The organism is Streptomyces sp. NBC_01268 (assembly GCF_036240795.1).
GTDB lineage: Bacteria > Actinomycetota > Actinomycetes > Streptomycetales > Streptomycetaceae > Streptomyces.
Window position 1 is genome coordinate 760,940 of the sequence record NZ_CP108454.1, and the last position, 12,190, is coordinate 773,129.

The window sequence follows — 12,190 nt, forward strand, 5'->3', positions numbered from 1 at the left end:
GTCGTCAGGGGCGCAGGCCGCGCAGCTGGTCGAGTTCGCGGCGGTCCCGCTTGGTGGGGCGGCCGGCGCCCCGGTCGCGGACGGCCGCGACGGCCACCTGCTCGGTCGGCGGCGGAGGCGGGCTGTTGTCCACGTAGGCCTCCGCGGCCACCGGCGGGCCGACCCGCTTGGTGAGCAGCTGCTTCACCTCGACGATCCGTTGCCGGCCACCGTGCAGGAGCCGCACCTCGTCGCCCGGCTTCACCGGCTGGGCGGGCTTGGCGCGCTCCCCGTTGACCTTGACGTGGCCGGCCCGGCAGGCCGCGGCGGCCTGGGAGCGGGTCTTGGTGAGCCGGACCGCCCAGATCCAGCTGTCGACGCGTGCGCTCATCGGCCCCCGCCCTCTCCGTCAGCCCTGCTGGAACAGCTCGGCGGGCAGCGGCTTGAGCAGCGCGTACAGGTCGTCGGTGATGGGCCGGTCCCAACTGGCGATGGTCACCAGGACGTTGTCGCTGCGGTCGAACTGCACGCAGGAGATCCGGCTCTCGGAGAGCTTCAGGCGGCGCACGATGAGCAGGTTGTCGCCCTGCATCACCGGGACGTCCTCGACGTCGAGGACGTCGACCGGCTCGTCGTTCTCCAGGGCGGCGAGGAGCTGGGCCACCTCGAAGGGGATCTGGCCGTCGGCGAGCTCGCGCGCCGGGGAGCCCTCCGGCAGGTTGCCGATGATCATCGCGGGTCCGCGGCCGCCGAACAGGTCGTAGCGCAGGAACACGCCCTGGCAGGTGCCGTCGGGGGCCGGGAGCAGACCGGCGCCGAGATTGCCGGGCCAGTCTCCCGGGTCCATGGCGAGGACGTCGAAGTCCGGGCCAGCGGGTGTGGCGGCGCTGCGGCGGCGGAGGAAGGACATACCGCCATGGTACGTGTCCCGGCGCGCGGTGCGGCGCGCCGGGGCGGCGTCACGGCCTGCCACTGGTCAGGGCCTGGGCGAGTCCCGCCGGGTCGGTGCCCAGCTTGCGGTAGACGGCCGAAAGGAGCCGGGTGACGGCCGCGTGGTCCAGGCCCAGGACGACGGCCGGGTCCTCGCCGCGGGCGGTCAGCTCGGCCGCGCTGCGCTCGCGGACGGTCAGCGTGTCGGTCCCCGTCGGGTGGAGCGTACGGGGGCGCAGTCCCGCGGCGGCCAGCTCGGACCTGGCGTCGTCGACGAGGCCGTCGGCGCCGCAGCTCTGCGCGGTCTCCAGGCCCCGGTAGAGGTGCTCCGCCGCCTCGGCGGTGCGGCCCGTGCGGCGCAGCGCCGCGCCGAGGGCCACGAGGGAGCGGGCCAGCTCGTACGCGGCGGGCGAGCGCTCCAGCCAGTCGACCGACTCCTCCAGCAGCTTGACCCGGTCGGCCTCGCCCGAGACCTCGGCGGTGACGCGGAGCGCCTGGCCGATCGCGGAGGGCGCGCCGTACTGGCGGGCCCTGGCGACGCCCGCGAGGGCCGTTTCACGGGCTCGCTCGGGGGTCTCGCAGGCCTCGGCGAGGGCGAGGTGCAGCTGCCACGGGCACCAGGCGGGGTTGCGCATGCCGCGCGGGTCGAGGCGGCGGCCGACGGCGGCGAGCTCGGCGGCGGCCTCCTCGGTGCGGCCGGTGGCCAGGAGCAGTTCGCCGTGGACGGTCTGGGAGTCGGGGAAGGTGACGGCGGCCGGGAAGGGCTCCCCGAAGTCGTGGGCGCGGGCCACCCGCTCGGCCTCCTCCGTACGGCCCCGGGCGAGCAGCACCTCGATCATCACGCCCACGGCGTACCACTCGGCGGGGGTCCGGGGCCCGACGCGCTCGGCGAGCCGCAGGCCCGCGCGGACGAAGTCCTCGGCCTCGACGAGACGGCCGCGGCGGTAGCGGATGTAGCCGAGGAGCGTGTACGCGAAGGAGAGGTGGGCGCCGCGCCAGCCCTGGCGCTCGAACTCGGCCGTGCCGGCGGCGAACAGCTCCTCGGCGCGGCCCGGCCGGTCGGCGTAGAGGAAGGTGAGGGCGACGAGGACCGGGACCTCGAAGCCGCGGCTCTCGTCGGCCCAGCTGAGGCCGCCCTCCAGCGCCCGATCGGCGTGACCGACCCCGACGCCGGACGGCTCGGCGCGCAGGGTCGCGTCCCAGGCGCGCAGGCCGATGATGTAGCGCTCCGTGAGGTCCCGGCCGGTGAGCCGGTCGGCCAGCCGGGCGAGACGGCGGGAGCGGGCGGGTGAGTCGGGCTCGTCGGCGCGGAAGGCGTCCCACATGAACTTCTCCGACTGCATCCGCAGTCTGCTGCGGGCGTCCGTCGTCAGCCGGGACTCCCTGCCGAGCAGCTCGGACGCCTCCACCAGCCGGTCGCTGTGGGCCAGGACCTGGGACAGCCGGTACACGATGCCGTGCCGCAGCGCCGGGTCGGCGACCGGCTCCTCCAGGGCGGCGCGCAGATGGTTGACGGTCGTGGCCGGCTCCGTGAGGAGGGAGGCGCAGCCGAGCTCGAAGAGGACGGCCGCCCGCTCGTCCTGGTCCGGAGGTTCGCGCAGGGCGCGGGCCAGGTAGCGCCGGGCGGTGTCGGGGGCGCCGGCCCGCAGCGTCTCCTGGGCGGCGGTGCGCAGGTGCTGCACCACCCAGGGGTCGCCCTCCGGGTGGGTCTCGACGAGGTGGCGGGCGGCGGTGGTGGAGCCGAGCCCGGCGTCCACGACGCACCAGGCGGCCTGGCCGTGCAGGGCGACGCGCGTGGCGGCGGGGATGGCGTCGTAGACGGCGGTCGCGATCAGGGGGTGGACGAACTCCAGGGTGTCGGAGCCGGGTTCGGCGTCCCGGACGGCCTGGGCGGCCGGGGCGAGCACCCGGGCGTCGCGGAGGCGTTCGGCGCAGCGGGCGACCTCCTCGGCGCCCAGTCCGGCGACGGCGCCGGCGAGCTGCGGGGAGATCTCCGTGCCGAGGACGGCGCAGGCCCAGGCGAGGCGCACGGTCGACGTGCCGAAGGCCTCGATCTGGGCGATCAGGCCGCTGCCCTTGACGGCCGCGGCGAGGTCCCGCAGCGCGTGGGCGCGGTCCGCGGTGGGCTCCAGGCCCCGGTCGCGGACCCTGGCCGCCAGTTCGACGGCTTCGAAGGGGTTGCCTGACGTGACGGCCCAGCACTCCTGGCAGAAGGCGTCGTCGGCGTGGGCGCCCACCCGGTCGCGGACCAGGCTCGCGATGGCCTCGGAGGTCAGCGGCTCCAGGCCGAGGGGGCGCTGGCCGGAGCGGCGGCCGGTGAACTCGGCGCCGGATTCAGGTAGTTCGTCGGGCCGGTAGGCGACGACGAGCAGCATCGGGAGGTCCTCCGCGCGGGGCGCGAAGGCGGACAGCCAGCCCAGGGACTCCGGGTCGGCCCAGTGGGCGTCGTCGAGGACGACGACGAGCGGGGCGCGGCGGACCGCGAGATGGGTGAGGACCCAGTCCAGGCCGTCCCGCAGGCCCTGCGGGTCCGGCGGCGACCCCTCGGCGGCGGTGCACAGGCCCAGGGCGGGGCCGACGATGTCGTACCAGCCGCCCAGGCGCTCCGTCAGCTCCGTGCGGGAGGCTGCGGCCAGTTGGGGCTGGAGGAGCTGGCGGGCCACGTGGAAGGCCACGCGCTGCTCCTGGTCGCCGCCCCGGGCGGAGAGCACGGTGCAGCCCTTGGCGGCGGCGCTGCGGCGGATCTCGGCCAGGAGGGTGGTCTTGCCCAGGCCGGCGGGGGCCGCGTAGGCGAGGACGCCGCCTCGGCGGGGGTGGGTGGGCTGCGTCGGCTGCGGGGCTGCGGCCGGGTGGGGCTGCGGGGTCCGGGGGCTCCGCGGGGGTGGGGGTGTCCGGACCGCGACCTTCACTTCGCCGCGCTCGTTCCGGGCGCCGCCGCGTCCGGACTCCCCCACCGCTCCGCCCTCGGAGCCCTCCCCGCCGTCTTCGGCTTCCCGTACGAGTCGGAGGGGTGGTCCGACGGCTTCCCGACCCGTCAGCAGGTTCAGGGCCTCCTCGGCCGCCGCCAGTTCGGCCTCGCGCTCGAACAGGCCGAAGCCACGGGCCCCGGACCTGCCGGTGTGTACTGCCATCGTCCACCCCCACGCCGGGGGCGCATACCCGGCGCACGAGGGATGCGGCCTGGGCGTCGGCCCCGCGAAAACCCCAGCGTACGCCGGGATGCGCCCTCAGGGAGGGGGATTGTGGGGATCATGTGAATGCGCCGGACGCCCGTTCCGACAGGGCGTTCAGGGCGGCCAACGCCTCGTCCGCCCTTGCGTGTTCCACGAACAGGTGGTCGTGGTGGAAGCCCGCCACCACGTTGCAGCTCAGGCCCGCCCGGGCCAGCTCTCGCGCCACCGCCGCGGTCAGGCCCACCGCGTCCAGGGCGGAGTGGACGCGCAGGGTGATCCAGCCCGCCACGTAGTCGTACGCCAGCGAGGCCGCGTCGGCGTCCTCCTGGCGTACGACCATCGTCAGCCCCTCGCGTTCGGTGACGGTGGCGACCGGGGCGACGCCCGCGGGTGCGGGGCCGTCCACGGTGGTGAAGACGTAGCGGCCGGGGTGGAGCTCCGGACGCATCCCGGCCACCAGCCGGGTCAGATCGCGCTCTGCACTCATGATCCCCACCCTAGGGCGGGGACGCCCCGCCTCACGTCACGGAGAGCCGGGGTGCGGTGGGTCAGCTCGTGGGACGGTCCGCGCCCACCAGCCACATCGCGAAGAACTGGGCGCCGCCTCCGTACGCGTGGCCCAGGGCCTTTCGGGCTCCTTCTATCTGGTGTTCTCCCGCCTGGCCCCGGACCTGGAGGGCCGCCTCGGCGAAGCGGATCATGCCGGAGGCTCCGATGGGGTTCGTCGACAGGACTCCGCCGGACGGGTTCACCGGGAGGTCGCCGTCCAGTTCCGTGACGCCCGCCTCGGTGAGTTTCCAGCCTTCGCCCTCTTCGGCGAAGCCCAGGTTCTCCAGCCACATCGGCTCGTACCAGGAGAACGGCACGTACATCTCCACCGCGTCGATCTCGCGGCGCGGGTCGGTGATCCCGGCCTGCCGGTAGACGTCGGCGGCGCAGTCGCGGCCGGCCTGCGGGGAGACGAAGTCCTTGCCCGCGAAGAGGGTCGGCTCGCTGCGCATGGCGCCGCCGTGCACCCACGCGGGCGGCCGGGGCGAGCGGGCCGCGCCCGCCCGGTCGGTGAGGATCATGGCGCAGGCGCCGTCCGAGGAGGGGCAGGTCTCGGAGTAGCGGATCGGGTCCCACAGCATCGGCGAGGACTGGACCTTCTCCAGGGTGATGTCGTGCTCGTGGAGGTGCGCGTACGGGTTCTTGAGGGCGTTGCGGCGGTCCTTGTACGCGACGAGCGAGCCGATCGCGTCGGGGGCGCCCGTGCGGCGCATGTAGGCGCGCACGTGCGGGGCGAAGAAGCCGCCGGCCCCGGCGAGCAGCGGCTGCTGGAACGGGACGGGCAGGGACAGGCCCCACATGGCGTTGGACTCGGACTGCTTCTCGAAGGCCAGGGTCAGCACGGTGCCGTGCACGCGGGCCGCCACGAGGTTGGCCGCCACCAGGGCGGTGGAGCCGCCGACCGAGCCCGCCGTGTGCACGCGCAGCATCGGTTTGCCGACCGCGCCGAGGGCGTCGGCCAGGTAGAGCTCCGGCATCATCACGCCCTCGAAGAAGTCGGGGGCCTTGCCGATGACGACGGCGTCGATGTCCGACCAGGTCAGGCCGGCGTCCTCCAGGGCGCGCAGGGCGGCCTCGCGGACCAGCCCGGCCATGGAGACGTCCCGGCGGGCGGCGACGTGCTTGGTCTGGCCGATCCCGACGATCGCGACGGGCTCCTTACTCATGCGAGTCCCCTTCCAGGACGGCGACCAGGTTCTGCTGGAGGCAGGGCCCGGAGGTGGCGTGGGCGAGGGCGCGGTCCGAGGCGCCGCGGTGGATGCGGGCGGCGGCCTCGCCGAGCCGGATGAGGCCGGCGGCCATCACCGGGTTGGCGGCGAGCGCCCCGCCGGACGGGTTGACCCGGACCTCGTCCCCGAGGCCGAGGGCCTTGCGCAGCACGACCTCCTGGGAGGAGAACGGCGCGTGGAGTTCGGCGGTGTCGAGCGGCGGGCGGGCCGGGTCGAAGGCTCCGGCGCGTTCGGCGGCGAGCCGGACGGAGGGCGCGTCGGTGAGGTCGCGCACGCCGAGGGAGTGGGCCTCGATGCGGTGGTCCATTCCGGTGATCCAGGCGGGCCGCGCACACAGCTCGCGCGCCTTGTCGCCGGCGGCGAGGATCACGGCTGCCGCGCCGTCGCCGATGGGCGGGCAGTCGCCGGTGCGCAGCGGCGCGACGACGTAGTCGCCCTGGGGGCGGGCCCCGGGGAGCTGGGCGTGGGGGTTGGCGGCGGCGTCCTCGCGGCTGCGGGCGGCGATCCGGGCGAGCGCCGGTTCGTCCGTCTCCCCGGCGTCGATCAGGGCGCGTGCCTGCAGGGCGGCGAGGGCGACGGAGTCGGGCCACAGCGGTGCCACGTAGTACGGGTCGAGCTGGCGGGTCAGGACGTCGCGCACGGAGCCGGGCGAGGACTTGCCGTAGGCGTAGACGAGCGCGGTGTCCGCCTCGCCGGTGAGCAGTTTCACCCAGGCCTCGTACAGGGCCCAGGCGCCGTCCATCTCGACGTGCGACTCGGAGATCGGCGGCCAGGCGCCCACGCCGTCCAGGGCCATGGTGAAGGAGAAGGCGCGGCCGGCCAGGTAGTCGGAGGAGCCGGAGCAGGTGAAGCCGATGTCGGAGGTCTTCAGGCCGGTCTGCCGCAGCACGTCGTGGAGGACCGGCATGACCATCTCGACTTCGGAGAGTTCGTCGGTGCGCCGGGCGTGGTCGGTCTGGGCGAAGGCGACGATCGCCACTTCTCGGCTCACAGCAGCTCCTTGTACGTGTCGTAGTCGGCGTCCGGCTCCCCGGTGGGGCGGTAGTGGTCGGGGTAGCGGCCGTCCTCGCTCCACACGGGTTCGACGCGCAGGCCCATGCGCACCTGGTCGTAGGGGATGCCGCCGATCCGGCCGTGCAGGGCGAGCCCCGCGCCGTCGAGCGCGATGTGGGCGTAGACGTAGGGGACTTCGATGTCCAGGTTCTTCGCCTTGATGTTGACGATGCAGTACGTGGTGACCGTGCCGCGCGGGCCGACCTCGACGCGGTCGGTGGTGGCGACGCCGCAGGTGGGGCAGGCGCCGCGGGGCGGGACGTAGACCTTGGCGCAGGACGGGCAGCGTTCGCCGACGGTGCGGCGCTCGGCGAGTCCCTGGAGGTAGCCGGTCTGGGCGCGGCCGGGGCTGTACGTGTAGTCGAGGCGGGCGTGGGCCACGATGCCGGTGACGGGGTCCTCGAACCGGCCGTCGTGGGCGCGGGGCGCGGCCTCGTCGGGGGTGCCGGCGCCTTCGTACGGTTCGAAGCAGGCGATGTCGGTGAGGGCGCCCTGCCGTTCGGCGGCCCAGCGGATCCGGACCCGCATGCCGGTGTGCACGGCCTCGGGGCCGGGCGCGTCGAGGGCGTGCAGGAGGGCCGAGTCGGCGCCGTCGGGCCGGACCAGTACCCAGGCGAAGGGGGTCGCGAGGGGCTGTTGGGGGCGGGGGTCGGGGTTCCAGGCCCAGGTGGTGACGGTGCCGGTGGTCGGGAGCTCGACGAGCTCGCGGAGTTCGGCGGCGGTCTCGGGGTCGTACTCGACGGGCGGTACGAGGACCCGGCCCGCCTCGGTGCGCACGCCGAGCAGGGTGCGCTCGCGCAGCCCGGTGAGGAAGGCGGACTGGACGGGGCCGAGGGAGCGGGTGAAGGGGAACTCGACGACGAGCGGCGCGGAGAGCGTTTCGGGGGCGGATGTCACGGGGCGGCTCCTTGGTGGGTGGGACGCGGTGGCGGTGCCTGCGGCGCGCGGGTCCGTTCCCTCATTCGCGCCGGTACACCGGCGCGCGCTTCTCCGCGAAGGCCTTCGCCCCCTCCTTGGCGTCCGCGGTGGCGAAGATCGGCCAGCCGCGCTTCAGTTCGGCCGCCAGGCCCTCCTCCTCCGTCATCTCCGCGGTCTCGTAGACGGAGGCCTTGACCGCCTCGACGGCCAGCGGCCCGCAGGCGTTGATCCGTTCGGCGATCTCCAGGGCCGCGTCGAGGGTGGTGCCGTCGGGGACGACGCTGCCCACGAGGCCGATCCGGAGGGCCTCGTCGGCCGTGTAGGGGCGGCCGGTGAGGAGCATCTCCAGGGCGTGGGTGCGCGGGATCTGCCGGGGCAGGCGGACCGTGGAGCCGCCGATCGGGAAGAGGCCGCGGCGGACCTCGAAGAGGCCGAAGGTCGCGGAGGCCCCGGCGACGCGGATGTCGGTGCCCTGCAGGATCTCGGTGCCGCCGGCGACGCAGTGGCCCTCGACGGCGGCGATCACGGGTTTGCGGGGGCGATGGTGGCGCAGCATCGCCTTCCAGTGCAGGTCGGGGTCCGCGGTCATGCGGTCCCGGTACGCCTCGCCCTCCATGCCCTTGCCGGCCAGTGCCTTGAGGTCCATCCCGGCGCAGAAGCTGCCGCCGGCGCCGGTGAGGACGACGGAGCGGATCGTGTCGTCGGCGTCGGCTTCCAGCCAGCCGTCGTAGAGGCCGACCAGCATCGGCAGCGAGAGGGCGTTCTTGGCCTCGGGCCGATTGAGGGTGAGTACGAGCGTGGCGCCTTCGCGCCGCACGGTGAGGTGCTCGGTGCTGCCGCCCATGGGCGTCTCCCGTCTCCAGTTCTGGAACAGGTTGCAGGAGTGACGGGTCCAGTTCAATAGTTTTCTGACACCCAGTCAGATTCTTCTGCGCGCCCCCTTCCCACCTCCGCCCGTCGGTGCTCTGATGACCGCGCCAGTGACCGTCGGGTCCGTCCGGGCCAGGATCAGGAGGAACGGTGGAGTACAACCTTGCCGACCTGTTCGAATCGGTCGTCGACGTGGTCCCGGACCGCGAGGCGCTGGTCTACGTCGACCACCCCGGCACCGGCGCGGAGCGCCGGCTGACCTACGCCGCACTCGACGCCGCGGCCAACCGCCTGGCGCATCACCTGATCGACGCGGGTCTGCGCCCCGGCGAACAGCTCGGCATCCACCTGTACAACGGCATCGAGTACCTGCAGACCGTGCTCGCCTGCCTCAAGGCCCGGATCGTGCCGGTGAACGTCAACTACCGGTACGTGGAGGAGGAGCTGGTCTACCTCTACCGGGACGCCGACCTGGCCGCGCTCGTGTTCGACGCGGAGTTCACCGAGCGGGTGGCGGCCGCGCAGCCGCAGACGGAGAAGCTGCGGCACCTCGTGCGGGTGGGGACCCCGCCCGAGGGCGCGCCGGAGCTCGACTGCGTGGAGTTCACGGCGGCGGAGGCGGCCTCGTCACCGGAGCGCGGATTCGCGCCGCGCTCGGCCGACGACCTCTTCATCATCTACACGGGCGGCACCACCGGCATGCCCAAGGGCGTGATGTGGCGCCAGGAGGACCTGTTCTTCGCGGGGCTCTTCGGCGGCGACCCGTCGGGCGAGCCCGTGAAGCGCCCCGAGGAACTGTCCGAGCGGGTCGCCGCGGGCGGCGCCGGGATCACCTTCTTCCCGACTCCCCCGCTGATGCACGGCACCTCGACGCTCACCTCGTTCGTCGCCTTCAACTACGGGCAGCGGGTGGTGATCCACCGCAAGTACGTGCCCGAGGAAGTGCTGCGGACCATCGAGAAGGAGAAGGTCTCCAGCGTCTCGCTGGTCGGCGACGCGATGCTGCGCCCGCTGATCGACGCCCTCAACGGACCGCTCCGGGGCACCGACCTGTCCGCGCTCTTCAGCCTCTCCTCGTCGGGCGCCATCATGTCCGACACCGTCCGCGCCCAGTTCCAGGCGCTCGCGCCGAACGTGCTGCTGCTCAACAACTTCGGCTCCTCGGAGTCCGGCTCCAACGGCCGGGCCACCGACGACTCGGGCCCCGAGAAGGGCTTCCGGCTGCAGGTCAACGAGCGCACCCAGGTGGTCGACCCGGCCACCCACGAGCTCGTCGGCGTCGGCGAGATCGGCCGGCTCGCCCAGCGCGGCCACGTGCCGCTCGGCTACTACAACGACCCGGCCAAGACCGCCGAGACCTTCTTCCAGAAGGGCGACGAGCGCTGGGTGCTCCTCGGCGACATGGCCACCGTCGACGAGGAGGGCATCGTCACCGTCCTCGGCCGCGGGTCGCAGTGCATCAACACCGGTGGCGAGAAGGTGTATCCGGAGGAGGTCGAGCAGGCGCTCAAGTCCCATCCGGACGTGTACGACGCGCTGGTCGCCGGAGTGCCCGACGCCAGGTGGGGCAACCACGTGGCCGCCGTCGTCCAGCTGCGCTCCGGGGCCGCGCCGCTGGACCTGGCGGCCGTCCAGGCCCACTGCCGCACCCGGCTGGCCGGCTACAAGGTGCCGCGCCAGCTCGTGCTCGCCGACCGGATCCAGCGCTCGCCCAGCGGCAAGGCGGACTACCGGTGGGCGCGCACGGTGGCGGTGGACGCGGACGGCGCGACGGCGGCGGAGGGCGACGCCTCCTGACGGATCGCGGCCGCCCTCGGCGGATCGCGACGGCGCAGACGGTCCAGACGCTTCAGACGCTTCAGACGCTTCAGACGCTTCAGACGCCGAACTCCCGGAGAGCGGCGAGGAATTCGCGGGGCCGGGCAGCGTGCACCAGGTGTCCGGCCTCGATCGTGACCAGCCGGGCGTCCGGCACCCGCTCGGCCATCCAGGCCAGGTGCTGCTGCGGCAGATGGCTGGTCGGCCCGCCGCCGATGATCAGGGTCGGGGCGGTGACGGCGGTCAGCTCCTCGCGCCAGGCCGGGTCCGGGTCGTTCAGATCGGCGTTGGTCGCGTCGAGCACCGCCCAGTCGAAGGCGACCGGCTCCTCCGGGAGGCCCGCCGGGCCGCGCGGCGGCAGGACGGGGAAGAAGACCGGGGCGTCCTCCAGGACGAGCCGCCCCACCAGGGCCGGCTCGCGCTGCGCGAGCAGACAGGCCGCCGCCCCACCCATCGAGTGCCCGACGACGGTGGCCCCGACGAGCCCGAGGGCCTTGAGGAAGCCACCGATCTCGTCGCGGAGCGCCGCGAAGCCGTACTCCCCGGGATGGTCGCTCAGGCCGTGGCCGCGCAGGTCGAGCGCGTACACCCGGCGGTCGGCCGCGAGCTCGGCCGCGATCTCCGCCCACTCGGTGGAGTCGCCCCCGCGGCCGTGCACCAGGACGACGGGCGGGGCGCCCTCGGGGCCCCGCACCCGGTAGGCGAGCCGGACGCCGTCGACGGTGACCGTGCGCACCTCGGGGTCGAGGAAGGCCGCGACCGGGCGGGCGAACGCGCCGGGGTCGTCGACCCAGGGGAAGTGTCCGGCGCCCGCCTGGACGACGAGTTCGGCGTGGGGGAAGCAGGCGGCCAGCTCGGCGGCCTTGGCGGGGGTGGGCCCGTTGTCGTACCCGCCGGCGAGGACGAGGACGGGGGCGGTCACCGCGCGCAGGGCGTGCCGGGTGGCCTCGGGGGTGAAGGCGCCGTCCCCGTGGTAGGCGGCGGCCGCGGCCCAGTTCTTCTCGGTGCGCACCCCGGCGGCGTGGGCCCGCGCGGCCTCGTCCCAGCGGCCGTACGCGAAGGGCATGACCAGCTCGGCGGCACGCTCCATCGGGGTGGTTGCGTCGATCGTCTCCAGGGCCGCGCGGGCCTCGGGGTACCAGGGGCGGTCGGCGAAGGTCTCGGCCGCGGCCCTGTCCCACTCCTCGTCGGTGGTCTCGACGCCGACGGCGCGGGTGCCGGGGGTGACGAGGACGAGGGAGCGCACGCGCTCGGGGTGCGCGGCCGCGTACAGGGTGGCGAGGTTGCCGCTCGCGGAGTGCCCGAGGAGGTCGATCCGGTCGAGCCCCAGGTGGGCGCGGAGCGCCTCGACGTCGGCGACCTGCCGGTCGCAGCGGTAGGTCTCCGGGTCGGCGGGGGCCGCGCTGTCCCCGGTGCCGCGCGCGTGGAGCACGACGAGGGTGCGGTGGGCGGGCAGGCCCCCGAGGTCGCCGAGGTAGACCGGGTCGCGCATGGGCCCGCCGGGCAGGACGACCAGGGGTTCGCCCCGGCCCTGGACCCGGTAGGCGAGTTCGGTTCCGTCGTACGTCGTGAACGTGCGCGTGTGCTGAGCCATGCCGCCGATCATGGTCAGGCGGGCCCGGTCGGGGCAACAGAGTTCGCCGACAGCGCGATACGGTGGGATGTCCGCCC

Annotated in this window: 10 protein-coding genes; 1 reads left to right on the forward strand and 9 read right to left on the reverse strand. The window is 74.4% G+C overall.

Annotated features, from left to right (window positions below; genetic code table 11):
• Positions 1–4: 4 nt before the first annotated feature.
• From OG309_RS03230 to OG309_RS03265, 8 genes are all read right to left on the reverse strand, one after another.
• Positions 5–370 carry an RNA-binding S4 domain-containing protein gene (locus tag OG309_RS03230; RefSeq protein ID WP_329418173.1) on the reverse strand — a complete coding sequence of 122 codons (366 nt, stop codon included), beginning with the start codon at positions 368–370 and terminating at the stop codon, positions 5–7.
• 18 nt (positions 371–388) lie between these two features.
• Complete coding sequence (locus tag OG309_RS03235) at positions 389–889, reverse strand: hypothetical protein (RefSeq protein ID WP_329418174.1); 501 nt, start codon at positions 887–889, stop codon at positions 389–391.
• 49 nt (positions 890–938) lie between these two features.
• A complete protein-coding gene (locus OG309_RS03240; protein ID WP_329418175.1) occupies positions 939–4,040 on the reverse strand; it encodes an ATP-binding protein in 3,102 nt (1,033 codons plus the stop codon).
• Positions 4,041–4,158: 118 nt separating this feature from the next.
• Positions 4,159–4,569, reverse strand: coding sequence for an ACT domain-containing protein (locus tag OG309_RS03245; RefSeq protein ID WP_329418176.1), 411 nt, complete (start codon positions 4,567–4,569; stop codon positions 4,159–4,161).
• 61 nt (positions 4,570–4,630) lie between these two features.
• Positions 4,631–5,797 (reverse strand): thiolase domain-containing protein, encoded by a 1,167-nt coding sequence (locus OG309_RS03250; protein WP_329418177.1) that lies wholly within the window; start codon positions 5,795–5,797, stop codon positions 4,631–4,633.
• On the reverse strand, positions 5,790–6,851 hold the full coding sequence (locus tag OG309_RS03255) for a thiolase domain-containing protein (protein ID WP_329418178.1): 1,062 nt from the start codon (positions 6,849–6,851) through the stop codon (positions 5,790–5,792). Before OG309_RS03255 ends, OG309_RS03250 begins: the two co-directional genes overlap by 8 nt.
• Positions 6,848–7,810 carry a Zn-ribbon domain-containing OB-fold protein gene (locus OG309_RS03260; RefSeq protein WP_329418179.1) on the reverse strand — a complete coding sequence of 321 codons (963 nt, stop codon included), beginning with the start codon at positions 7,808–7,810 and terminating at the stop codon, positions 6,848–6,850. Before OG309_RS03260 ends, OG309_RS03255 begins: the two co-directional genes overlap by 4 nt.
• 61 nt (positions 7,811–7,871) lie before the next feature.
• The gene (locus OG309_RS03265; protein ID WP_329418180.1) at positions 7,872–8,675 is read right to left on the reverse strand and encodes a crotonase/enoyl-CoA hydratase family protein; all 804 of its coding nucleotides are present in this window, start codon (positions 8,673–8,675) and stop codon (positions 7,872–7,874) included.
• Between the two features lie 176 nt (positions 8,676–8,851).
• Here OG309_RS03265 and OG309_RS03270 point away from each other — a divergent pair, with 176 nt between their 5' ends.
• On the forward strand, positions 8,852–10,498 hold the full coding sequence (locus tag OG309_RS03270) for an acyl-CoA synthetase (protein WP_329418181.1): 1,647 nt from the start codon (positions 8,852–8,854) through the stop codon (positions 10,496–10,498).
• Positions 10,499–10,577: 79 nt separating this feature from the next.
• Here the strand turns inward: OG309_RS03270 and OG309_RS03275 are convergent, their stop codons facing one another.
• On the reverse strand, positions 10,578–12,113 hold the full coding sequence (locus tag OG309_RS03275; protein ID WP_329418182.1) for an alpha/beta fold hydrolase: 1,536 nt from the start codon (positions 12,111–12,113) through the stop codon (positions 10,578–10,580).
• Between the last annotated feature and the right edge of the window lie 77 nt (positions 12,114–12,190).